Origin of the sequence: Streptomyces angustmyceticus (assembly GCF_040701845.1) — a bacterium.
GTDB lineage: Bacteria > Actinomycetota > Actinomycetes > Streptomycetales > Streptomycetaceae > Streptomyces > Streptomyces angustmyceticus_A.
The window spans coordinates 377,939-400,835 of record NZ_JBFBHQ010000003.1 but is presented as its reverse complement, the minus strand read 5'-3'; the positions used below and the strand labels follow the sequence as shown (position 1 = coordinate 400,835).

Genomic DNA, 22,897 nt, shown 5'->3' with positions numbered 1-22,897 from the left:
CTTGACCGCCCCCTTCCGCATCTGCTTCGTCTGCACCGGCAACATCTGCCGGTCGCCGATGGCGGAGTCCGTCTTCCGCGCCCGCCTCGCGGAGGACGGGCTCGACGGTCTGGTCGAGGTCGACAGCGCGGGGACCGGCGGCTGGCACGAGGGCGCCGGAGCCGACCCGCGTACGGTCGCCGTGCTGCGCGCGGGCGGCTACGGACACGTCCACTCCGCCCGGCAGTTCCACGCCTCCTGGTTCGACCACCTCGACCTGGTCATCGCGCTCGACTCCGGCCATCTGCGCGAGCTGCGCGGTCTGGCCCCGACCGCGGCGGACGCCGCCAAGGTCCGTCTGCTGCGCTCGTACGGCACGGGCCCGGCGGCCGACGCCGGGGCGGGGCCGGGGTCGGGCCTCACGTCCGGGCCCGGACTCATCGACGGCCTCGACGTGCCCGATCCGTACTACGGCGATGCCGCCGGCTTCGAGGAGTGCCTGGAGATGATCGAGGAGGCGAGCGACGGCCTGCTGGCAGCCGTTCGCGCCGCGATCACCGCCCCGGCAACCGCCCGCGACGCATCACAGGACCCGCACCAGCCGCGGGAGAAGGAGAGCGCATGACCGCCGACGGCACCCGCGCCGTGCGCGCCGGGCTTCCGGAGCCCGAGGCCTATGAGCCGGCCCTCCCGGGGCCGGTGTTCGCGGCGCACTTCCACCTCCCCGGCGATGCCGTCGGCCCGTACACCTACGGCCGTGACGCCAACCCGACCTGGACCCGTCTGGAACAGGCCATCGGCGAGCTCGAATCACCGGACGAAAGCGCCCACACCGTCGCCTTCGCCTCCGGGATGGCCGCGATCACCGCCGTGCTGTTCTCGCAGCTGCGCACCGGCGACGCCGTGGTGCTCCCCAGCGACGGATACCAGCTCCTGCCGGCCGTCCGCACCCGCCTGGAGAGCTACGGCATCGAGGTCCGTACGGCTCCGACCGCGCACGACGCACAGCTCGATGTGCTGGACGGCGCCCGGCTGCTGTGGATCGAAACGCCCTCCAATCCCGGCCTCGATGTCTGTGACATCCGGCGGCTGGCCGACGAAGCGCACCGCCGCGGCACATTGGTGGCCGTCGACAACACCCTCGCCACCCCCCTCGGGCAGCGGCCGCTCGACCTCGGCGCGGACTTCACGGTCGCCAGCGGCACCAAGGCGCTGACCGGCCATGGCGACGTGCTCCTGGGGTACGCCAGCACCCGGGATGCCGCGCTGGCCGATTCCGTACGGCTGTGGCGCAAGACGGTGGGGGCGATCCCCGGCCCGATGGAGAGCTGGCTCGCGCACCGTTCGCTCGCCACTCTCGCGTTGCGGGTCCGCCAGCAGTCGGAGGGTGCGAGGGCCCTGGCTGCGGCGCTGGCCGACCGCTCCGAGGTCACCGGCCTGCGCCACCCGGGCCTCCCGACCGACCCGTCCCATGAGCTCGCCACCCGGCAGATGCGCCCGGGCCGCTTCGGCTCCGTGGTGTCCTTCGCTCTGCCCGACAAGGCCCACGCAGAGCGGTTCCTGGCCGCTCTCACCCTGGTGGACGACGCGACGAGCTTTGGAGGCGTACGGTCCAGCGCCGAGCGACGTGCCCGCTGGGGCGGCGACGCCGTGCCGGAGGGCTTCATCCGCTTCTCCGTCGGCATCGAGGAGCCGGAGGATCTGGTCGCGGATGTCATCCGGGCCCTGGACGTGGCCGCACAGATCTGACCGGACGGCCGGGCTGCACCGAAGCGGGGGCCGGGTCGAACAAGCGGCGCGTACCCCAGCCCGAGACGTCGGAAGCGACTAATGGGCCGGCAGGGCATCCCCCCTCGTCGCCCTGCCGGCCTGCGGTTCCCCATGGCCCCGAGTCCACGCGTTTCACGTGAAACTCGATGTTCCACGTGAAACGAACCGCTCGAACAAGGCTAGTTGACTGAGCGTCATTGTCCAATCACGCCAGCGACACAGCCCTATCGACAAATTTATAGTTGGCTGGCGACCAGGCTTCCGAGAGGCGCAGGGGGTACGCGATGGATCTGGCTCTGCTGCGCACCTTCGTCACCGTGCACCGAGCCGGCTCCTTCACCCGCGCCGCGGCCTTACTCGGCCTCTCCCAGCCCGCGGTGACCAGCCAGATCCGGGCGCTGGAACGCCAGTTGGGCCGCCCCCTCTTCCTCCGCTGCGCCCGTGGCGTCACCCCCACCACCATCGGCGATGAACTCGCCCACAAAGTGGCACCCCACCTGGACGCGCTCACCGAGATCACACAGGCCGACCAGGACCGGGACTCCGTCACCCGCACTCTCCACCTCGCGGGGCCACCGGAGTTCCTCGCCGAGCGCGCGCTCCCGGCGCTGACCCCGCTGGTCGCCCAGGGCCTGTCCATACGCACCGCCTTCGGCCCCGCGGAGGAGCTGCTGAGCGGCCTGGCAGCCGGCCACCACGATCTGGCCGTCACCACCACCCGCCCGCGCGGCGGGCTGCTCACCGCCACCACGCTCTGCGACGAGGAACATGTCCTGATCGCCGCACCGCACTGGGCCGCCGAGCTGGGCGGCAGCACCGTGCTGCAGGCCCGGGGAGTCCGCGTGCTGGACCCCGTACCGCTCGTCGAGGTCCATGAAAGCCTGCCGCTGATCGCCCGCTACTGGTCCGCGGTCTTCGACGCCAAGCCCGCCGCCTCCGCCGCCGTGATCGCCGCCGATCTCCGGGCCGTGCTGTCGTGCGTGACAGCCGGGGCGGGGCTCGCCGTGCTGCCCCGCTATCTGTGCGCCGAGGCGCTCGACAACGGCGACGTGGTGGCCCTGCTCGACCCGCCGATGCCCCCGCTGCGGACGTACTTCCTGGCCGTCCGGACCGGGACGCTCGGCCTGCCGCACATCGCCCGGGCGCACGAGTGGCTGTTGCGAACCGCTGTCGACTGGTGACCGAGAGGCGTGGGTTTCACCGGGCCATGACTGCGGCATCTGTCCCCTATGAACGTACGGCCAGTCGTCAAACGCACCGCCCGCGCGATTTTGCTCGACGGCGCGGACCTCGTTCTGATCAAGCGCACCAAACCGGGGCGGGCCCCGTACTGGATCACTCCCGGCGGCGGCGTGGAGCCCGAGGACGCCACCGTCATCGACGCCCTCCACCGTGAGCTGGACGAAGAGCTGGGCGCGAAGATCAAGGACGTGGTGCCGGTCTTCGTCGACACCGTCGAGCACTTCAGCGACGGCGGGGTGGACGGCGTGAAGGTCCAGCACTTCTTCGTCTGCCGGCTCGACTCGATGGACGTCTCGCGCCGGCACGGACCCGAGGTCGAGGAACCCTGCGGGGAGTACGAGATCGTGCGGGTGCCCTTCAACCGCGTCGGCATCGCCTCGGTCGAGGTCGTGCCGCTGTCCCTGCGGCACTATCTGGACGGCAACATCGAGGGCGTGTGGGCCATGCACGCCCCTGACCTGGGCTGAGCGGGCTTCCGCGGGCCCGCCCCTGCGGCGGGCGCCGGGTCAGCCGTCGCGCCGGTCGTCGAACCAACCGCGGAACGCGGGAGCGTCCTCGGCGGGACGGCGGGGCCGGGCGCGGGCGAGCACCCGCTCGACCCGGTCGAGGAACTCCGCGTTCAGCTCCTCCACGAAATCGTCCCGGCGCGGAACGCGAGGCGCGCCGGAGTACGCGGGACCGGCCGGCGCGGCAGGGGCCGGGCCCGCACCGTACGCCGGGTCGCCTCCGTACACCGGGGCCGCGGCCTGGTACACCGCGTCGTCCGTGTCCTCGTGCAGTCCGCCCCGGAGGTGCTCGTTCCCGCGCTCCGCGCGCCGGAAGGGCGGCCGCTGCCCCGCCTCCGCCGCCGCGCCGAAGAAGTCGCCGCCCTTGCGCTTGACGTCGTCGGTGCCCCAGGCCCGCGCCCCGCGCTGCTGGGCCGGGACCTTCTGCAGGTGCGGAATGTGCTTGGCGCAGTGGATGTACGCCTCTTCGACCTCGACGGTGACCCACAGCTGAGCACGCCTGCCGGGGACCGGGTCGACCGGTAGACCGGGGTGCTGCGCCCGCATGTCCTCGTCCATGACGACCCGCGCGCGGCCGTTGATGTGCAGCCCGATGCGGTCACGCGTGAAGTCGATCATCAGGATGCCCAGACGCGGGTTCTCCGAGATGTTGCCGACGGAGGCCATGACACCGTTGCCACGGTATTCCGGATACGCCAGCGTATGGGCGTCGAGCACCTGGACGAACCCCTGCGGGCCGGCCCGGAACGTCGCATCGCATTCGCCGTGCCGGTCGGCCGTGGCCAGGAAGAACATCTCCTGACGGGCCACGAACTCCTGCATCCGGGCATTGAGATGGTCCAGTACCTGGTCCCCGTAGAAGCGGTCGGCGCGCTCGGTCGTACCGAGCCGCTGCTGCACCAGGTGCTCGCCGTCGCTCCCGGGGCGCTCTTGCCGTGGCATGCCCCACCCCTCCCCTGTCGGGCCGTTGCCGGCCTGCGCTGCCAAGATCTCAATCTCCTGCCGAGACGAGCTCTTCCACGGAGTCGTGCCGTATGCGCTCGGTCGGGATACCGACCCCCACCAAAGCGTCCACACCACTGCGGATCAACCCCGGCGGCCCGGAAAGATAGGCGTCGTACTCCCGGAACGGCCCGTACTGACGGACCGCGTCCGGCAGTTGACCGGTCTCGCTGCTCGTTCCGCCGCGGGCCGCGGGTCCGTTGGCGACGACCGGGCGGACGGAGAGCCAGGGGTGGGTCTGTTCAAGGGTCAGCATGGTGTCGAGGTCGTAGAGGTCGTGGTCGCTGCGGGCGCCGTAGAACACCTCGACCGGGCGCCGGACGCCGTGTTCCGCGACATCCTCGACCAGTGCCTTGATCGGGGCGATGCCGGTACCGCCGCCGACGCACAGCAGACCGCTGCGCTTGCTGTGGTCGACGGTCATCGAGCCGCCGGGGGCCCCGAGCCGGATGACATCGCCGGGACGGGCGCGGTGGACCATCGCGTTGGAGACCCAGCCGGCCGGGACCGCCTTGACGTGGAAGGAGAGCAGGCCGTCGGAGCGCGGCGCGGAGGCGAAGGAGTAGTGCCGCCAGACCCGCGGCCACCAGGGGGTTTCCACGCTGGCGTACTGGCCAGCGAGGAACGGGTAGGGCTGGTCGGGGCGGACCAGCACCACCGCGATATCGGGCGTGCGCAGCTCGTGCGAGACGACCTCGGCCTGCCACCAGGCGGGGGCCACGGCCTCGTCCTCGGCTGCCGCATCGATCATGATCTGCGAGATCGCGGTGTAGGCCCGCACCCATGCGGCCTGGGTCTCCGGCCCCCAACTGGACGTCGCATAGCGCGCGAGCGCGTTGAGCAGGCATTCGCCGACCGCCGGGTAGTGGTCGGGCTGGGTGCCGTACTTGCGGTGCCCGCGGCCGAGGTTCGCCAGGTAGGCGGTGAGCACCTCGGCGTCGTCGACGTGCTGGGCGGCGGTGAGCAACGCCTTGAACAGCCGGTCGCGCTGGGTGTCCATCGCGGCGGGGAACAGCGCTCGCAGGTCGGGGTACTGCACGAAGAGCAGCGCGTAGAAGTACGAGGTGACCTTGTCGGCCACGGGCTCGATCTCCGCCATGGTGCGACGGATGAGAACGGCGTCGGGGGAGGCGGGTGTGGCGGAAGCGGCCGAGGCTTGCAGGGCGTCGAGAGTGGGCTCCGGACCGGGGGCGGCGGGACGCGCCTGGGGCGTGAAGACCGAGGGGGCGGGGCCCTGGCTCTGGGCAGCCGGTTCCGTGGCGGGCGCGGTGCCGGCAGGGGCACTCGCGGGCGCTCCCGTGCCGCGCGCCGATTCGTGTACGGGCTCGGGCTCCCGGCCCGGGGCCGATACGCGCTCCCACTCCGGCGGGCGGGGCGCGGGTGACGCACCGCCCCAGGCGGGCTCGGTCCCGCGGCGCGGCGCTGCGGCGGCATAGCCGGGGGCTGCGGCGGGCTGCTCGGAGTAGGCGGCCGCCGGGGCCTGCTGCTGTTCGGCGGAGCCGGCTGCCGCGGACGGACGGCCTGCTTCATAGGGCGGCGACGGGGCCTGCGACGGCTCCGTCTCGCGCTCGCGCGCGGCGGCGGTGCCTACGGGACGGATCGGGTTGACCGGTCGGCTGGGTATCGGTTCCCGGTCGTTCCGCCCCTCTCTCTGGTCCCACTCGTGGTGGTCTCTGCGGTCGCCGCGGTCGTGGTGGGCACTCCCGTCGCCCGGTTCGGCCGGGCCGTCGTGGTCCTGCTGCCGGTCCTGGCTGTGGTGCTGCTCCTGCTGTTCTCCGGAGGACTTCTTCGCCGGTGGAGTGAACCAACCCCAATCGCCACTGCTCCCGCCGGAAGAGCCGTTATCGGCCGACGTGGTGGTCGGAGCGTCCATGGTCTGCCTCGCCTCGAACGTCTTTCGGTTGTCTTCGCACTTCCGTTGATCGGAACTGCCCGGAATTCCCCCGTCCTGCCCCCGAACCCTTCATCGCCTCATGCGACTCCGGCAACACCCTCCAAAGCGGACAAATCTCACTCCCTTGCGACAATGCGGAGCAGATGCCGCGTCAGCAGCATGCCACTCCCGCTCATCACATCGGACAAATAGTCGGAAGTCCGGGTCCTGAGGGCCGCTTCGCCGCTAGGCTGACGAGCTTTGAGCCCACCCCTCGCGCTCCCACGGAAGCCCTACCTCCGCCAAGCCGGACTCGACCATACCGGCAGTAGTTAAAACCACAAGCCCTGATCTTGGAACACTCCGCACGGGCCTTCCGATAACAGTGATCCTCCCCACAGACTTCCTTTTCAGCGCCACAGCGGACGAATCCGCCGGAGGAGTTCGGAATTACCCGCCAGTACGGACCAGTTCGTATGCCTCGCGAAGATCCCTGCCCGCATACACATATGAGGCCAGTCCACTGACATGGTGATCGGCATTCACGGCCACGGACTGCGGTACTGCCGCGAACAGTTCGGTGTCCGACATGGAGTCGCCGTACGCCACACAGTCGGCCCGCGTCAGCCCGTACTGCACGCAGAGTTCATCCGCGATCCGTACCTTCGCCGCCGACGAGAGGATGCCGGCCGGCTCCACCGCCTCCCGGATCGGCAACGCGGGCCAGCGGGAACCGTGCGTCGCGTCGGCGCCCCAGTCCAGCAGCCGTTCGACGAAGAAACCCGGCGAGAGAGAAATCACCGCGCACCGTTCACCACGCGCCCGGATATCCGCCCAGACTTCCTGGATTCCGGCGAGCCAGGGCGCGCCGTCAAATGCCGCGGCCACCGTGAGTTCGGTCAACTCGGCGGCCCAGAGATCACATGCGCGTTGAGCGAACTGCGGGGGAGTCAGTTCACCCGCGGCAAATGCGCGTTCCAACTCGGCAATCTCCCGGTCCAGTCCGAGCTGCCGGGAGATCTCAATGGCGGCGGCGGACCCATGGAGCAGGGTCCCGTCCATGTCGAACAGATGCAGCTTGCCCATGCCCCGGAGCCTAGGAGGCACGATCGCGGCAGGCGAGGGCGGCACCGCGGGGAGGTGCATCCGGTCCGCACGCCGGTGGGGCCGGAGAGGATGCGGCCGGGCTCGTAGAACTGCCTGTCCTGGGTGTGGGAGTGCGGGCGGTGGTCCGCGCCGCATGTCGGGACCTACTCACGTCCGCGTACATGCGGATACTCCCGCGGGCAGATGTACCGCGGGGCACCGGACGCGACCGTGGACACCATGCAGCAGCTCAGCCGGCCCGCCCGCCGGGCCCTCCTCGTCCTTCATGTCGCCGTCTCCGTCGGCTGGCTCGGCCTCACCGTCGGGCTGCTCGCGCTCAGCATCACCGGCTACACGGCCGACTCCCCCGAGATGGCCGGCGTCGCCTACCAGGCCATGAAGATCTTCGGTGACTGGCTGGTTCTCCCCGTCGCCCTGGCCTCCCTGGTCAGCGGACTGGTGCTGTCGCTGCGCACCGCCTGGGGGCTGGCCCGGTACCGCTGGGTCTATGCCAAATTCTGGCTGACGCTCGTCACCGTGCTGTTGTCGGTCTTCTCACTCCGGCCCGGTATCAACCGCCTCGCCGCCGAGGCCGCCGCGGGCACCCCGCGCCCGGAGGTAGGTCTCCTCGTCGCACCGGCGGTCGCCACGGCCACCTACCTCTTCATCACCGCGATCTCCGTCCTCAAGCCGTGGGGTCCCACCAAGCGCGGCAGCCGACTGCGCGAGGCGCAGTCGGCCACGGCACGCGCCGGCCGGGCACGAAGGAACGGCATCGAGGGCGCGGGCCTCGGCTAACGGACAGCGGCGGGGCGATGTCAGGCCGGGCGCCCGTCAGGCGAGGCCGACCTCCGCTATTGCCGCCGTGGCGATCCGGTGGTCCTGTTCGGGGGCACCGCCGCCGAAGCCGAGTGCGCCGATCAGCCGGCCGTCCCGGTGCAGCGGCACACCGCCCGCGAGGAAGAGCAGCGGCCGGTCCAACGCCGTGGGCAGGGTGTGGAAGAGGCCGTCGGGCCGTACGAGTTCGACCAGGTCGGCGGTCGGGGTGTCGAGCTGCACTGCCGTGTACGCCTTGCGGGTGCTGGTCTCCCCCGAGATCAGCACGGCCGCGTCGTCCCGCCGGAAGCCGAGCAGCTGACCGCCCGCATCCAGAACGGTGACGCTGCCCCGGACGTCGAGGTCTTCGGCGGCACGGACGGCGGCGTCGATGAGGAGTTCGGCGTCACGCGTGGTGAGGGGCCGGACAGCGGGGGCGGTCGGGGCGGAGGTGGTGGTGCTCATGAGGGTTCTTCCTTGGGGCGTAGTGGTGCTGGTGGTGCGGGCTGCGCGTGGTGCTGGAGGTACGTGGCGCGTGGTGCGCGGGTGGAGTGGTGGCTGGTAGGTACGCGTCGGTCGGTGAGGGGCCTGGCGCCGGTTGTCCGGGGGTGCGGTACGGCCGGATACGTCAGCCGTGCGCCGCCGCTACGGGCTCGTCGGCAGTGGTGGCGGCTCCGCCCGCGGCGACCACACGGCCACGGCCCGTCTGGCGCCGCTCCAGAGCGGAGGCGAATATCGCCACCGCCAGCGCCGCGGCGGTCATCAACGCACCGACCCAGTTGGGCGCGGTGTAGCCGAGGCCGGCCGAGATGACGATCCCGCCGAGCCAAGCGGCCAGCGCGTTGCCGAAGTTGAAGGCCGCGATATTGCCGGCCGAGGCGAGGGTGGGCGCCGAGGCCGCCTGGTCCATCACCCGCTTCTGGAGCGGGGGAACGGTGGCGAAGCCGAAGATGCCGATCAGCGCGATGGTGACGATGGCGGCGGTCTTGTGGTGCGCGGTGAAGTTGAACGCGGCCAGTGACAGCGCCAGACCGGTCATCGACACGAACAGCATCGGCATCATGGCGCGGTCGGTGAAGCGGCCGGAGACCAGGTTCCCGCCGACCATGCCGAGGCCGAAGACGGCCGTCAGCCAGATCACGGAGGACGGCGCGAAGCCGGTGACCTCGGTCATCATCGAGGCGAGGTAGGTGACGGCTGCGAAGACACCGCCGAAGCCCAGGACCGTCATCAGCATCGCGAGGCCGACCTGCGGGTTGCGGAACACCGCGAGTTCGCTGCCCAGCGGAGAGGCCGCCTTCGCCTGCTGCGCCGGGACCAGCTTGACGATGCCCAACAGGCCGATCACGCCGAGCGCGGTGATGGCGTAGAAGGTGGTGCGCCAGTCGAACTGCTGGCTGAGCAGGGTGCCGGCCGGTACGCCCACCACATTCGCGATGGTCAGGCCGCTGAACATCAGGGATATGGCGGTGGCGCGCTTCTGGGGCGCGACGAGGTCGGCAGCGACGAGCGCACCGATGCCGAAGAACGCGCCGTGCGTGAAAGCGGCCACGATCCGCCCGACGAGCATGATCCAGAAGCTGGGTGCGACGGCCGTGAGCAGGTTGCCCGCGATGAACAGGCCCATCAGCAGCATCAGCATCTGCTTGCGCGTGAAGCGCGTGCCGACGGCGGTCATCAACGGCGCTCCGATGACCACGCCGAGGGCGTAGACGGTGGTCGCGTAGCCGGCGAGCGGGATGGTGACGCCGAAGCCTGCCGCCATGTCGGGCAGCAGGCCCATGACCGCGAACTCGGTCGTTCCGATCCCGAAGGCACCGATGGCGAGAGCCAGGAGTGCGAGAGGCATGACGGATCCCTTCAGATCATTGCGCCCGTCCCTTACGAGCGTAGACAATAATTGCAGACGCGGGTTAATTGCAAGCGCGGGATATTTCGCAGGTGCCCTATCCTGGGTGGTGCGCCCATGCGGTGCGCCCATGAGGAGGTCGTCGATGACGCAGCGGACGCGGGAGATGCAGGAGAAGCGGGACACGCAGGAGGCGGTGGAGGCACCGCAGGCGGCCGCACCGGCCGATCCCGGCTGCCCGCCGGCGCCGCCGCCCGGGCTGGCACAGGGCTGGTGCGCACTCTCCGCGCTGCACAGCCGCATCGAGTCCCACATCGAACGCGCCCTGCAGGCGCACGACCTCAGCGTTCGCGAGTTCTCGGTCCTCAATGTGCTCAGCGAGCAGCACGACGGCCCCGGCGGCCATCTGCGGATGCACCAGGTCGCGGACTCCGTCGTCCTCAGCCAGAGCGCCACGACCCGCCTGGTCACGCGGCTCGAGGAGCGGGGGCTGCTCTCGCGCTACCTGTGCCCGACCGACCGGCGCGGTATCTACACCGACGTGACGCCCGAGGGCCTCGCGCTCCTGGTGGAGGCCCGGCCGACCCACGACGGCGCGCTGAGCGAAGCTCTCCAGGACGCCGCGCAGCGCCCCGAGCTGGCGCCGCTGGTCACCGCCGTCGAGACGCTCGTGCCGCGGTGACATCGGCGGCACGAAGGGACGAGCCGATGGCCGAAGGGGCGGCACGGTGCCTCTGCCGCCCTTGCGATCACTCGGCATAGGGTCGCGCCCATGAGCGATATCGAGATACGCCGCGCGACCGAGGCCGACCTGCCCGCCATCGTCGCCATGCTCGCCGACGACCCGTTGGGCGCCACCCGCGAATCACCGGACGACCTGGCTCCGTACCGCGCCGCGTTCGAAAAGCTGGCCGCCGACCCGCAACAGCACCAGATCGTCGCCGTCCGGGCGGGACGGGCGGTCGGCACGCTCCAGCTCACGGTGATCCCCGGCCTGTCCCGGCGCGGCGCCACCCGCGCGATCATCGAGGGGGTACGGGTCCACAGCGACGAACGCGGCAGCGGTCTCGGCAGCCTGCTCATCGAGTGGGCGGTCGCGGAATCCCGGACTCTCGGTTGTCAGATGGTGCAGCTCACCTCGGACGCGACCCGCATCGACGCCCACCGCTTCTACGAGCGCCTGGGTTTCGAGGCCTCCCACCTGGGCTTCAAGCTCCAGCTGTGACATACACGGCGGCCGGTGCGGCCGCGTCCGCTCACCCCTGCCGCGTCCGCCCCCGCACCCGGTGCGCCTTCTGCCGGCACGCACCACCGCAATAACGCGCGGGCCGGCCCGTACGCGCCGTCGCGAGGGCCGCGCCGCACACCTCGCACTGCGATCCGTTACGGTTCCCGGGAAGATCGTCGAGTTTCGTTACGCCCTGCCGGGACCGCAGTGCATCGCACATCAGCGCCGTCATCCGGCCCTGGTCCCCGGCCTCCGTGCCGGTTCCCGCTCTGGCCCGTTCCATCGAGAGGCAGCCCACCAGCAGGGCTCTGAGGTCCGCTATCCCGACGTCCTGCCGTACGGCACCCGCCTCTTGGGCCCTGCTGAGCAGGACTTCCAGCGCGTCGTCGAAGTCCTGGCCGACCCCCGGCGACGGCTCGAAACGGCCCGCGCCGGCTGCCTCCAACGCGTCACACAACGCCTTGTTGCGCGAGGCGAGCCGCACCACGGAGGAGAGGAAACGGAAGAACACCGGGCCAGGGTCCGGTGACTCGGCCAAGTCCCTTGCGGTGTCGGTGAAAAGCTCGATCCGCTCCACCACCGTCGCCCTGAACAGGGCTTCCTTGGAAGGAAAGTGGCGGTAGACGGTTCCCGCACCGACGCCCGCACGGCGCGCGATCTCCCCGAGCGGGACGCCCAACCCCTGTTCCTCGAAGGCGAATCGAGCCGCCTGGAGCACCAGCGCCCGGTTGCGCCGCGCATCCGCGCGGAAGCGCGTGACATCACCCTCGAGCACCGCCGGACCTCCTGAAAAACGTCGCCACCCCCCAGGCGCGCACCGCTACAGCAAACGGGTCGCTCGTTCCGATTCTATGGGAGGCTTCAAACAAGATCGTTAAATGCCCCGGCGACGCGTCGGCCGGAAAATCGGACCGACCGGAGGAGGGGTGCCGCGAGCATGCGCCTCATCGACGCTGCCGCCCGTGGCGCCTTCCCGTACCGGGGACCCACGAGCGCCGGCGCCCACGACGCCTTCCCCATCCAGCCTGCCTCTGGGCCCCCGGGCATGCCACCGGACGATTCCTGACAGGCGACGGGCGGGATCACCGTCGGCCGCAAGGTCGCCGACGCTGCTGCCGTGGACGTACGCATCGTGCGTCCTCCCCTCCACCGACAACGTCAACTTGCCTACGAATAAAGGGGTTTGGAGACGTCGAGTCGCTCGCGAAAACCCATCCGCCGCATGACCGTTTCACGTGAAACGACGTCGCCTCCAGACATGCGTGTGGGGTCGCGTTTCACGTGAAACGCGACCCCACACGGCCCGCCGCCCTATGACTGGGCGTCGATGTTCCTCAGCCGGCAGCCACGGCGTCCCATGCCGCGCCCGCCGCCAGAGCCGCGTTTGGGGCATCCACGGACGCACCCAGCGCACGCAGTCCGCCCGCCAGCGCCGCCAGCGAGGCCGTGACCACTGCCCGGTCGGCGGCGCGGCCATAGTGATTGACCCGGATCATCTCTTCGGCCAGCGCACCCGCCGCAGCCTGCACCGGTACGGCTGCATCCACCGCGAGCGCGGCGGCCACGATCTCCCGGGCATCCACTCCCTCCGGTGCCCGGAGCGTCGTGGCGGCCGGCGCCGCGTCTTCGTCACGCACCACGTACGGGGTGAGCCCGCCCAGTGCCTGCACACCGGCCCTGATCGCCGCGGCCGCTGCCCGGTGGCGGGTGATGACGGCTTCCAGGCCCTCGGTGTCGATACGGTCCGCGGCCTGCTCCAGCGCGAGCATCTCCAGCTGCGCCGGGGCATGCGGCAGTGCCGCGCGGCCGCCGTCGATCCAGCGTTCCTTCCAGTCCAGCAGCGAGAGATAGGAGCGGCGGGGGGCCTGCTCGTTGGCGGCGATCCGCTCCCACGCACGGGCGCTGACCGACGCCGCCGACACCCCGGCCGGCCCCGCCATCGCCTTCTGCCCGCCGATCACGCACAGGTCCACGCCCCACTCGTCGGTGAGCAGCGGCTCGGCGCCCACCGAGGCGACCGCGTCCAGCATCAGCAGCGCGCCGTGCTCCCGCACCACCGCGCCGATCTCCGCGACGGGGTTGGTGTTGCCGGTGGCCGCCTCCGCATGCACCAGGCTCACAAAGTCGATCTCGGGGTGCTCCCGCAGGGCCTCCGCCACCTGGCGCGGGTCGACCGCACCCGTGAACGGCGCGGTGAGGGTGACGACCTCGGCTCCGCAGGACCGCAGCCAGCCGCCGAACGTCTCGCCGTACGGCCCGGTGATGATGTTGAGCGCGGTGCTGCCGGGCCGCACCGCCGAGCGGATGCAGGCCTCCAGGGGCAGCAGTGCCTCGCCCTGCATCGCCACCACGTCGCAGCGCGTGCGCATCAGGGCGGCGACCTTGTCCTCGATCCGCGCGAAGTGGGCCGCGGTGAGCGGCGGCAGGTCGAGCAGATCCGGGGCGGCGGCGTTCGCGGTCGAGTCAGACACGGCAGTCACAGGGCCTTCCAGCGGTAGCGAGCCGACTCGGCGCGGCTCCTGACATCTGGTCCGACTGTACGTCCGCTCTCCGGACGCCCGCCGTACGGGCCTCACACCCGCCAACCCTCCGGATCCACCCCACCGGGCACCGGTTCCGACGGCGCGTAGGGACCGCGGGTGAACACGAAGGTGCCGAGGTCCAGGTGGCTGACCGAACCGTCCCGCTCCCGCACCACGCGCAGCGTCTCGCCTGCGTAATAGCCGTCCAGCCCCGTCCAGGTGCCGTCCGTCTCGGCCCGGAACCGCGAGAGCCGCCCCGTCCCGGACAGCGGCGTGAGTTCCAGCTCCCGGCCGGCCCGCAGCCTCAGTACGTGCGGGTTCGCGCCCCAGTACCAGGGCCCGGTCAGCGCCAGCAGTTCGGGATCCAGTGGCCCGGGCAGCGGACGCCAGGGCTCGGGGATCCGGGGCTCGTGTTCGCTCACGAGCGTGGTCAGGTCGGCGGCGAGGGCCGCGACCGCCGGGCCCGAGGTGCAGTTGGCGAGCACGACCCCGGCCACGTCCTCCTCGGGATCGGTCCACAGCGCCGCCAGAAAACCGGGCATCGAGCCGACGTGCCCGGCCAGCAGCCGTCCTTCACGTCGTACGAGCTGCATCCCCAGTCCGTACCCCGCGTCCCATGCGTTCCCCTCCGGCGGTACGGCCGGTGTCCGCATCTCGGCCAGGCTCGCCGCCCCGAGCACCCGCCCGTCGCCCCGCAGGAGAAACGCCGCCCACCGGCACAGGTCGTCGAGCGTCGACCACAACTGCCCCGCCGGGCCCATCAACCCGGTGTCCTCGGCCGGCTCGGGCAGCACGGCGTCGGCCCACGGATGGACCGCCCAGCCGCGCGCGTGCGGTTCCGCCGGCCCCAGCGTCGTACGTCTCATGCCCAGGAATTCCAGGACCTCGTTGCGCAGCACCTCGTCCCACGGGGTCCCGCCTCGCAGCCGTTCGACCAGCGCGCCGAGCAGCGCATAGCCGGGGTTGGAGTAATGGTGGCGCCGTCCGGCGGGGTGCCGCTGCGGCCGCTCGCCGAAGAGGTCGGCCGGCTCGGGGCGCAGCGCTCCCGCGGTCCGCTCCCACCACGGGCCCCGTGCCTCGGCCGCCAGCCCCGAACTGTGCGCGAGCAGTTGAGCGATCGTCGCGTCCGGCACCGGGGTCCCGTCCAGATGCCTGCCGACGGGGTCCGCCAGGTCCAGCAGCCCCTCGTCCCGCAGCCGCATGACCAGCACGGCGACAAAGGTCTTGGTCAGCGAACCGATCCGGTACTGCACATCACTGTGCGGCGCCTCCCCCTCCACTGAGCCGCGGCCGGCCGTCCACACCGTCCGCCGGGCGCGGACGACCGCCCCCGTCATGGAGGGCGCCCGCCCCTCGGCCTGCCCGACCGCCAGCCGGCGCAGCAACGCCCGCCGTGTCTGGGGCAGCAGTTCCGCGAACTCCTCGGGCGTGGCGGCCACCTGCGGCAGAGGGTCCGCCGCCCCCGGCTCGTGGGACTGCGTGGACTCTCCGATGGTCATGGCGCTCCTCAGCAGCGGATCCGTTCGGCCGGGCCCTATCCTCGCCGCATCACCGCAGAGTTGCTGCGCCGATCGCCGCGCAGAGTTCGGTCTGCTCATCCGGTGGCAACCAACGCCCCGCACGCCGAACGGCTCTCCCCGTTCCGAGCCACCGAACGGGCCCGCCAACCCGATCCCCTTCAGCCGACCGGACCGCCCGCCCGGCGCATCCTCAGGCGGTCAGCGCCGCAGCGCTCCGGAACGTCCGCCGGTACGTCTGCGGTGACACCCCCACCGCACCGTGCAGATGCTGGCGCAGGGAGGTGCCGGTGCCGAAGCCGGCGTGATGGGCGACGAGGTCGATGGACCAGTCCGTGGTCTCCAGCAGGTGCCGGGCGCGTTCGATGCGCTGGCCGGCCAGCCACTGACCGGGGCTCATGCCGACCTCGTCGCGGAAACGCCGGGTGAGGGTGCGCACGCTGACCTGGGCGTGGGCGGCGAGGGCGTTCAGGGTGAGCGGCTCGCCGAGACGCTCCAGGGCCCAGGCGCGGGTGGCCGCGGTGCCGCCCGCCGAGGGCTCGGGGACGGGCAGCCGGATGAACTGGGCCTGACCGCCGTCGCGCCAGGGCGGCACCACACACGTGCGGGCCACTTCGTTGGCGACAGCGCTGCCGTGGTCCCGGCGCACGAGGTGCACACACAGATCCACACCGGCAGCTGCTCCCGCGGACGTGAGGACGTCACCGTCGTCGACGAAGAGCACATTGGGGTCGACGCGGACCGTGGTGAAGAGGCGCTGCAGCTGCAGGGCCTCCTTCCAGTGCGTGGTGGCCGGTCGGTGGTCGAGCAACCCGGCGGCGGCCAGGACGAACGCGCCGGTGCAGATCGCCACCATGCGGGTGCCGGGCCGTACGTACTCCAGCACCTTGCGCAGTTCCTCGGGCAGCCGGCCGTCCTCGGCGATGGTGGCCAGCGCGTGGGAGGGCGGAATGACGACGGTGTCCACACTCGCGAGCACGGAGGCGTCCTCGGCGACCGCGATGTCGTAGTCGGCCTCGGCGCGCACCGGGCGCCCGTCCGGACTGCAGGTCACCACGGTGTAGAGGGGCTCACCGTCGGCGCTGTGCGCGGCGCCGAAGATGCGCGCGGGGATGCCGAGCTCGAAGGGGACGACGCCGTCCAGGGCAAGAACTCCAACGCGATGCATGACCCGATTCTTTCAAACGTTGGCCATCAGGACACCGCTGCGCCCCCGCCGGCCGCGCAAAGCTGACAGCACCCCGGAAAACCCGGCCGCCCAGCGGCGCGGAACGCCCGGCCATCGCCGTAGGCACCAGTACCAAGGAGACCCCATGCCCGAGACCCGGATCCCGCAGATGCGCGCCGTCAGCCAGGACACCGCCGGAGGACCCGACGTCCTGAAGATGATCACCACTGACCGGCCGGTACCGGGCCCGACGGAGATCCTGGTCCGGGTGCACGCCGCGGGCGTCAATCCGACGGACTGGAAGACCCGTACCGAGGGCGCGTTCCTCACCGGCGCCGAGACGCCGTTCACCCTGGGCTTCGACGTGTCCGGCGTGGTCGAGGAGGTCGGGCCCGGGGTGACCGTGTTCGCGCCGGGCGACAAGGTCTTCGGCATGCCCCGCTTCCCGCACCCCGCCGGGGCCTACGCGGAGTACGTCACCGCCCCGGCGCGCCACTTCGCGCCCCTCCCGGCGGGCCTGGACCACCTTCAGGGTGCCGCTCTCCCGCTGGCGTCGCTGACTGCCTGGCAGGCCCTGGTCGACACCGCGAACGTCCAGCCGGGCGCGCGGGTGCTGATCCACGCCGCGGCGGGCGGAGTCGGCCACCTGGCCGTGCAGATCGCCAAGTCCCGCGGCGCCTACGTCATCGGCACCGCGCGGCAGGCCAAGCACGACTTCCTGCGCGGCCTGGGCGCCGACGAACTCGTGGACTACACCGCGCAGGACTTCGCGGAGACGGTGCGCGACATCGACGTCGTCCTCGACACCATCAGGGGCGACTACGGCGCCCGCTCGCTGCGCACCCTGCGCCCCGGTGGCACGCTGGTGTCGATCCTGCCGCTGGACGACTCCTTCCCGGCCGCGCAGGCGCGCGAGGCAGGGATCCGTGCGGGGTTCATGCTCGTCGAGCCCGACCAGACCGGACTGCGCGCCGTCGCCGACCTGGTGAACAGCGGAAAGCTGCAGGTCAACGTCGACACCGTGCTGCCTCTCGAGGAGGCCGCAAAGGCGCACGCCCTCGGCGAGACCGGCCGCACCACCGGCAAGATCGTCCTGTCCGTCGCACCCTGACGGTGCCGGCCGCGGCCGCGCCCGGCCGTCCCTCCGCCAGGCGCCGGGACGTCCCCGCCCGGTCGCTGCACGGTTCGCATGCCCACCGCCTGGGCTCCTCGGATGTCCCAGGCGTGGGCCGCGGGCCTATCGAGCCCCCGGGCAAGCCGTCGCACAGGGGCTCAATTCCCGCTGGAACTCCTCGCGCGCACGGCTCGGGCAGGGCCCGCCAGGTGCGAGAGGCGGGGCCCGCGGCTCCGCCTACGTCTGCGCCATGTCCACAAAGCGCGAGTAGTGGCCCTGGAAAGCGACCGTGATCGTCGCCGTGGGGCCGTTACGGTGCTTCGCCACGATCAGGTCGGCCTCGCCGGCGCGCGGGGACTCCTTCTCATAGGCGTCCTCGCGGTGCAGCAGGATGACCATGTCGGCGTCCTGCTCGATCGAGCCGGATTCACGGAGGTCGGAGACCATCGGCTTCTTGTCCGTGCGCTGCTCGGGGCCACGGTTCAGCTGGGAGAGCGCGATGACCGGGAGCTCCAGCTCCTTCGCCAGCAGCTTGAGGTTACGGGACATGTCCGAGACCTCCTGCTGGCGGCTCTCGGCCCGCTTCGAGCCGCCGGACTGCATCAGCTGGAGGTAGTCGATGACCACCAGTTTCAGTTCGTTGCGCTGCTTGAGCCGGCGGCACTTGGCGCGGATCTCCATCATCGACAGGTTCGGCGAGTCGTCGATGTACAGCGGCGCGGCGGAGACATCCGGCATCCGGCGCGCCAGCCGTGTCCAGTCCTCGTCCGTCATGCTGCCGGAGCGCATGTGGTGCAGCGCGACCCGTGCCTCGGCGGACAGCAGACGCATGGCGATCTCGTTGCGTCCCATTTCCAGCGAGAAGATCACGCTCGGCAGATTGCTCTTGATCGAGCAGGCCCGCGCGAAGTCCAGCGCAAGGGTCGACTTACCCATGGCGGGACGGGCCGCGATCACGATCATCTGGCCGGGGTGCAGGCCGTTCGTCAGGGAATCCAGGTCGGTGAAGCCCGTCGGCACACCCGTCATCTGGCCCTGGCGCGAGCCGATCGCCTCGATCTCGTCGAGGGCGCCTTCCATGATGTCGCCGAGCGGAAGGTAGTCCTCACTGGTCCGCTGCTCGGTAACGGCGTAGATCTCCGCCTGGGCGCTGTTGACGATCTCGTCCACGTCGCCGTCCGCGGCGTATCCCATCTGCGTGATGCGGGTCCCGGCCTCGACCAGCCGGCGCAGCACCGCACGCTCATGGACGATCTCGGCGTAGTACTCGGCGTTCGCCGCGGTCGGTACGGACTGGACGAGGGTGTGCAGATACGAGGCGCCGCCGACCCTGGCGATCTCGCCGCGCTTGGTGAGCTCCGCGGCGATGGTGATCGGGTCGGCCGGCTCGCCCTTGGCGTACAGGTCGAGGATCGCCTGGTAGACCAGCTCATGGGCGGGGCGGTAGAAATCCTCGCCCTTGAGGACCTCGACGACGTCCGCGATCGCGTCCTTGGACAGCAGCATGCCGCCGAGCACGGACTGCTCGGCGTCCAGGTCCTGCGGGGGAACCCGCTCGAAGCCACCGGTCCAGGAGCCGCCGTCGTCGTCGCGGTCCTGCCGGTCGCCGCGGCCGCGTCCCTTGCCCTCGCCCCGCCGGGAGCGGGCGGCCGGCAGCAGGTCGCTGGGACCGGAGTCCGCCCAGGGGTCTTCCATGGGCTCGGGAATGCTCACCCCGGCACCTCCTCCCGTCCGCGGCGCGGACCTTGCTGTGCTGTTCTTTCTTACGGCACAGCTCTGACAATCGAGACGCCCGACTCCGGTTACGGCGCGTCGAGTTCGGACGATTTCTCAAGCCGGAACAGGCGGCGGGTGCCGGACCACGGTAGGCCCGTGGGCACCGTCCGCCAATCTGGTTATCCACAGGCCATGTGGATGACTGCCCTTCAGCTGTGGAGAAGTCCCCGGATCCTGTGCACGGCACGGGGGAAACTTCTGTGGACAAGCACACAATCACCCTGTCCACACACCCCTGACCTGCACCTTTGTCATCCATAGGCTGTGGGGAAGAAAAACTTCCGCCCAGGGCTCAAGATCACGACAAACGGCACAGGGGAGGTACCTCCACACAGCGGAAAGTAAGGACTGCAAGGGGTTTGCATCTCTTACCTGTGGACGATTACATTGAGCGCATGACCCAGGCTCCCGCGACCCTGCGGCGCACCGGCCGCCGCCATGACCGCGAGATCATCGCCCTCGCCCTGCCCGCCTTCGGCTCACTGGTCGCGGAACCTCTCTTCGTCATGGTCGACAGCGCCGTCATCGGCCACCTCGGCACCCCTCAGCTCGCCGGCCTCGGAGTCGCCGCCGCCCTGCTCACCACCGCCGTCTCCGTCTTCGTCTTCCTCGCCTACGCCACCACCGCGGCGGTCGCCCGCAGGGTCGGTGCCGGCGACCTGCCCGCCGCCATCCGCCAGGGCATGGACGGCATCTGGCTCGCCCTTCTGCTCGGCGCCGCCGTCATCGTGACCGTGCTCCCCGCTGCCCCCTGGCTCGTCGAGGCCTTCGGAGCCTCCGCCACCGCCGCCCCGCACGCGACGACGTACCTGCGCATCAGCGCACTCGGCATCCCCGCGATGCTCGTCGTGCTGGCCGCCACCGGCGTGCTCCGCGGCCTCCAGGACACCCGGACCCCGCTCTACGTCGCCATCGGCGGCTTCTCCGTCAACGCCGTGCTCAACGTCTGCCTGGTCTACGGCGCCGGGCTCGGCATCGCGGGCTCCGCCTGGGGCACGGTCGTCGCCCAGTGCGGCATGGCCGCCGTCTACCTCGCCGTGGTCATCCGCGGCGCCCGCCGGCACGGCGCCTCGCTGCGCCCCGACGCCGCGGGCATTCGCGCCTCGGCCCAGGCCGGCGTCCCGCTGCTGGTCCGTACGCTCTCGCTGCGCGCTGTGCTGATGATCGCCACCGCCGTCGCCGCCCGGCTCGGCGACGCCGAGGTCGCCGCTCACCAGATCGTGCTCACGTTGTGGTCCCTGCTGGCCTTCGCGCTGGACGCCATCGCCATCGCCGGGCAGGCCATCATAGGCCGCTACCTCGGCGCCGAGGACCGCGACGGCGCCCGGGCCGCCTGCCGCCGCATGGTCCAGTGGGGCATCGCCGCCGGCCTGGTCCTCGGCGTCCTGGTCGCGCTCGCCCGCCCGCTGTTCATCCCCCTGTTCACCTCGGACCCCGCCGTACAGGGCCCGCTGCTGAGCACGCTCCTGGTCGTGGCCGTGACACAGCCGGTCTCCGGCATCGTCTTCATCCTCGACGGCGTACTGATGGGCGCGGGAGACGGCCGGTATCTCGCGTGGGCCATGGTCGTGACCCTGGCGCTGTTCGCTCCGGCGGCGCTCGCGGTGCCCGCCCTCGGCGGCGGACTGGTGGCGCTGTGGTGGGCCATGGCGCTGATGATGACCGTCCGCATGCTGACCCTGTGGCTGCGCACCCGCTCGGGCCGGTGGATTGTGACCGGGGCCTCCCGCTGAACCATCTCCCGCAATACGCAGCGCGTGTCAATAATGACCGTGTGCGCTCGCTTGCCAGGAATTCCGTGCTGCCCCTGACGTTCATCGTCATCGTGGCTGCTGCCGTGGTGGGCTACGCCTCGGAGGAAGCCGATACCAGCCGCGGCCCCGTCAGCGGTCACAGCAGCTTCGGCAAGTCCGGCGAGGCCGGCCAAGATCCCCAGGACCAGGATCCCGCCGCGACGGCCCCGGCCGACGACGGCAGCGCGTACACCCCGCGCAGAACCGAGCAGAACGCCCGGGTCGGCGCGGTCTTCGAGAAGGACGACTCCGGCGACCACTTCTGCACGGCGAGCGTGGTGCAGAGCCCGGGCCGGAACATGCTCATCACCGCGGCGCACTGTGCCTTCGACGCGGACGCCGGGGCGACCGTGGACGATCTTGTCTTTGCCCCCGACTACCGCGACGGCGACGAGCCCACCGGCCTCTGGAAGGTCAAGAAGGTGATCGTCGACGACCGCTGGGCCAAGTCGCAAGACGAGGATCTCGACGTCGCCTTCCTCGTGCTCGACAAGAAGAACGGCAAGGAGATCCAGGACGTCCTGGGCGGCAACACCCTCGGCATCGACCGCGGCTTCGACAACGACGTCAAGATCACGGGCTATCCGACCAGCCGCGACACCCCGATCTCCTGCCAGAACCGCACCACGAAGTACAGCGATACCCAGCTGCGCATCCAGTGCACCGACTTCGAAGGCGGGACGAGCGGCAGTCCCTGGCTGGCCGACTACGACCCCAGGAGCCACACCGGTACGGTCATCGGCGTGCTCGGCGGCCATGAAGGCGGCGGCGACGAAGACGATGTCTCCTACGCCGCGTACTTCGACGACGACATCGCCAAGCTCTACCGGCGCGCCCAGGACGAGGACTGAGCGCGGGCCGTCGGTGTCCCGGACACGGCGAAGGGCCACACCCCGGTGACGGGATGCGGCCCTTCGGCGTGGTGCGGAATTACGCGGCGACGACCTCGACGCCGAGCTTCGCAACGACCTCGGTGTGCAGACGCACGGAGATCTGGTGCGCGCCCAGGGTCTTGATCGGCGAGCCGAACTCGACACGACGCTTGTCGACGTCCGGACCACCGGCGGCCTTGATCGCCGAGGCGACGTCGGCCGGGGTGACGGAGCCGAACAGGCGGCCCGCGTCGCCGGCGCGGACGGCCAGCTTCACGTTGACGCCCTCGAGCTGGCCCTTGACCTCATTGGCCTGCTCGATGGTGGCGATCTCGCGGATCTTGCGACCGCGGCGGATCTGCTCGACGTCCTTCTCGCCACCCTTGGTCCAGCGGATCGCGAAACCACGCGGGACCAGGTAGTTACGGGCGTACCCGTCGCGGACGTCAACGACGTCGCCGGCGGTGCCGAGGCCGGAGACCTCGTGGGTGAGGATGATCTTCATGATTCGGTCACCCTTCCCTTATCGCGCGGTGGACGTGTAGGGCAGCAGCGCCATCTCACGGCTGTTCTTCACGGCCGTGGCGACGTCACGCTGGTGCTGGGTGCAGTTGCCGGTGACTCGGCGGGCACGGATCTTGCCGCGGTCGGAGATGAACTTCCGCAGCAGGTTCGTGTCCTTGTAGTCGACGTAGGAGATCTTCTCCTTGCAGAACACGCAAACCTTCTTCTTAGGCTTGCGAGCAGGCGGCTTCGCCATTATCTCTCTCCAATGAGTTCAAGA

Annotated in this window: 22 protein-coding genes; 10 read left to right on the top strand and 12 right to left on the bottom strand. The window is 70.9% G+C overall.

Going from position 1 to position 22,897, the window contains the following annotated elements; all coding sequences use genetic code 11:
- The first annotated feature begins 1 nt into the window (after window position 1).
- The 4 genes from AB0411_RS09170 (at window position 2) to AB0411_RS09155 (ending at window position 3,458) form a co-directional block, all read left to right on the top strand.
- Window positions 2–604 carry a low molecular weight protein-tyrosine-phosphatase gene (locus AB0411_RS09170; protein ID WP_366416620.1) on the top strand — a complete coding sequence of 201 codons (603 nt, stop codon included), beginning with the start codon at window positions 2–4 and terminating at the stop codon, window positions 602–604.
- Entirely contained in the window at window positions 601–1,728 is a 1,128-nt protein-coding gene (locus AB0411_RS09165; protein WP_366416619.1) for a cystathionine gamma-lyase, read from the top strand. Before AB0411_RS09170 ends, AB0411_RS09165 begins: the two co-directional genes overlap by 4 nt.
- A 305-nt stretch (window positions 1,729–2,033) precedes the next feature.
- Entirely contained in the window at window positions 2,034–2,930 is an 897-nt protein-coding gene (locus AB0411_RS09160; protein ID WP_366416618.1) for a LysR family transcriptional regulator, read from the top strand.
- A gap of 48 nt (window positions 2,931–2,978) precedes the next feature.
- The gene (locus tag AB0411_RS09155; RefSeq protein WP_366416617.1) at window positions 2,979–3,458 is read left to right on the top strand and encodes an NUDIX hydrolase; all 480 of its coding nucleotides are present in this window, start codon (window positions 2,979–2,981) and stop codon (window positions 3,456–3,458) included.
- A 39-nt stretch (window positions 3,459–3,497) separates the two neighbouring features.
- Here AB0411_RS09155 and AB0411_RS09150 read toward each other — a convergent pair whose 3' ends face one another.
- From AB0411_RS09150 to AB0411_RS09140, 3 genes are all read right to left on the bottom strand, one after another.
- Window positions 3,498–4,439, bottom strand: coding sequence for a pyridoxamine 5'-phosphate oxidase family protein (locus AB0411_RS09150; protein WP_366416616.1), 942 nt, complete (start codon window positions 4,437–4,439; stop codon window positions 3,498–3,500).
- A 49-nt stretch (window positions 4,440–4,488) separates the two neighbouring features.
- Complete coding sequence (locus AB0411_RS09145) at window positions 4,489–6,372, bottom strand: globin domain-containing protein (protein ID WP_366416615.1); 1,884 nt, start codon at window positions 6,370–6,372, stop codon at window positions 4,489–4,491.
- A 450-nt stretch (window positions 6,373–6,822) separates the two neighbouring features.
- Entirely contained in the window at window positions 6,823–7,458 is a 636-nt protein-coding gene (locus tag AB0411_RS09140) for an HAD family hydrolase (RefSeq protein WP_366416614.1), read from the bottom strand.
- Between the two features lie 240 nt (window positions 7,459–7,698).
- Between AB0411_RS09140 and AB0411_RS09135 the strand changes: the two genes are divergently transcribed.
- Window positions 7,699–8,256 (top strand): DUF2269 domain-containing protein, encoded by a 558-nt coding sequence (locus tag AB0411_RS09135; protein WP_366416613.1) that lies wholly within the window; start codon window positions 7,699–7,701, stop codon window positions 8,254–8,256.
- 36 nt (window positions 8,257–8,292) lie between these two features.
- Here the strand turns inward: AB0411_RS09135 and AB0411_RS09130 are convergent, their stop codons facing one another.
- Window positions 8,293–8,739 carry a GlcG/HbpS family heme-binding protein gene (locus tag AB0411_RS09130; protein WP_366416612.1) on the bottom strand — a complete coding sequence of 149 codons (447 nt, stop codon included), beginning with the start codon at window positions 8,737–8,739 and terminating at the stop codon, window positions 8,293–8,295.
- Between the two features lie 163 nt (window positions 8,740–8,902).
- On the bottom strand, window positions 8,903–10,123 hold the full coding sequence (locus AB0411_RS09125; protein ID WP_366416611.1) for an MFS transporter: 1,221 nt from the start codon (window positions 10,121–10,123) through the stop codon (window positions 8,903–8,905).
- 145 nt (window positions 10,124–10,268) lie between these two features.
- Here AB0411_RS09125 and AB0411_RS09120 point away from each other — a divergent pair, with 145 nt between their 5' ends.
- Together AB0411_RS09120 and AB0411_RS09115 are read left to right on the top strand one after the other, a co-directional pair.
- Window positions 10,269–10,805, top strand: coding sequence for a MarR family winged helix-turn-helix transcriptional regulator (locus AB0411_RS09120; protein WP_366416610.1), 537 nt, complete (start codon window positions 10,269–10,271; stop codon window positions 10,803–10,805).
- Between the two features lie 90 nt (window positions 10,806–10,895).
- Window positions 10,896–11,348: a GNAT family N-acetyltransferase gene (locus tag AB0411_RS09115; protein ID WP_366416609.1), complete on the top strand. Its 453-nt coding sequence runs from the start codon at window positions 10,896–10,898 to the stop codon at window positions 11,346–11,348.
- Between the two features lie 31 nt (window positions 11,349–11,379).
- Here the strand turns inward: AB0411_RS09115 and AB0411_RS09110 are convergent, their stop codons facing one another.
- The 4 genes from AB0411_RS09110 to AB0411_RS09095 all read right to left on the bottom strand — a co-directional run bounded on the left by AB0411_RS09110 (window position 11,380) and on the right by AB0411_RS09095 (window position 16,558).
- The gene (locus AB0411_RS09110; protein WP_366416608.1) at window positions 11,380–12,126 is read right to left on the bottom strand and encodes a TetR/AcrR family transcriptional regulator; all 747 of its coding nucleotides are present in this window, start codon (window positions 12,124–12,126) and stop codon (window positions 11,380–11,382) included.
- Window positions 12,127–12,685: 559 nt separating this feature from the next.
- Entirely contained in the window at window positions 12,686–13,822 is a 1,137-nt protein-coding gene (locus AB0411_RS09105) for a pyridoxal-phosphate-dependent aminotransferase family protein (RefSeq protein ID WP_437041611.1), read from the bottom strand.
- Between the two features lie 101 nt (window positions 13,823–13,923).
- Window positions 13,924–15,372: a serine hydrolase domain-containing protein gene (locus tag AB0411_RS09100; RefSeq protein WP_366416606.1), complete on the bottom strand. Its 1,449-nt coding sequence runs from the start codon at window positions 15,370–15,372 to the stop codon at window positions 13,924–13,926.
- Between the two features lie 211 nt (window positions 15,373–15,583).
- Window positions 15,584–16,558, bottom strand: a complete 975-nt coding sequence (locus AB0411_RS09095) for a GlxA family transcriptional regulator (protein WP_366416605.1) — start codon at window positions 16,556–16,558, stop codon at window positions 15,584–15,586.
- Between the two features lie 145 nt (window positions 16,559–16,703).
- Here AB0411_RS09095 and AB0411_RS09090 point away from each other — a divergent pair, with 145 nt between their 5' ends.
- Window positions 16,704–17,669: an NADP-dependent oxidoreductase gene (locus AB0411_RS09090; protein WP_366416604.1), complete on the top strand. Its 966-nt coding sequence runs from the start codon at window positions 16,704–16,706 to the stop codon at window positions 17,667–17,669.
- Between the two features lie 240 nt (window positions 17,670–17,909).
- Here the strand turns inward: AB0411_RS09090 and dnaB are convergent, their stop codons facing one another.
- Window positions 17,910–19,367, bottom strand: a complete 1,458-nt coding sequence (dnaB, locus tag AB0411_RS09080; RefSeq protein ID WP_190842458.1) for a replicative DNA helicase — start codon at window positions 19,365–19,367, stop codon at window positions 17,910–17,912.
- A 476-nt stretch (window positions 19,368–19,843) separates the two neighbouring features.
- Here dnaB and AB0411_RS09075 point away from each other — a divergent pair, with 476 nt between their 5' ends.
- The gene (locus AB0411_RS09075; protein ID WP_366416603.1) at window positions 19,844–21,181 is read left to right on the top strand and encodes an MATE family efflux transporter; all 1,338 of its coding nucleotides are present in this window, start codon (window positions 19,844–19,846) and stop codon (window positions 21,179–21,181) included.
- A 41-nt stretch (window positions 21,182–21,222) separates the two neighbouring features.
- Window positions 21,223–22,092 carry a trypsin-like serine peptidase gene (locus AB0411_RS09070; protein ID WP_366416602.1) on the top strand — a complete coding sequence of 290 codons (870 nt, stop codon included), beginning with the start codon at window positions 21,223–21,225 and terminating at the stop codon, window positions 22,090–22,092.
- A gap of 79 nt (window positions 22,093–22,171) precedes the next feature.
- On the opposite strand, the gene rplI is transcribed toward AB0411_RS09070, so the two are convergent.
- Window positions 22,172–22,618, bottom strand: a complete 447-nt coding sequence (gene rplI, locus AB0411_RS09065) for a 50S ribosomal protein L9 (protein ID WP_366416601.1) — start codon at window positions 22,616–22,618, stop codon at window positions 22,172–22,174.
- 18 nt (window positions 22,619–22,636) lie between these two features.
- A complete protein-coding gene (gene rpsR, locus AB0411_RS09060; RefSeq protein ID WP_003978893.1) occupies window positions 22,637–22,873 on the bottom strand; it encodes a 30S ribosomal protein S18 in 237 nt (78 codons plus the stop codon).
- Window positions 22,874–22,897: the final 24 nt, after the last annotated feature.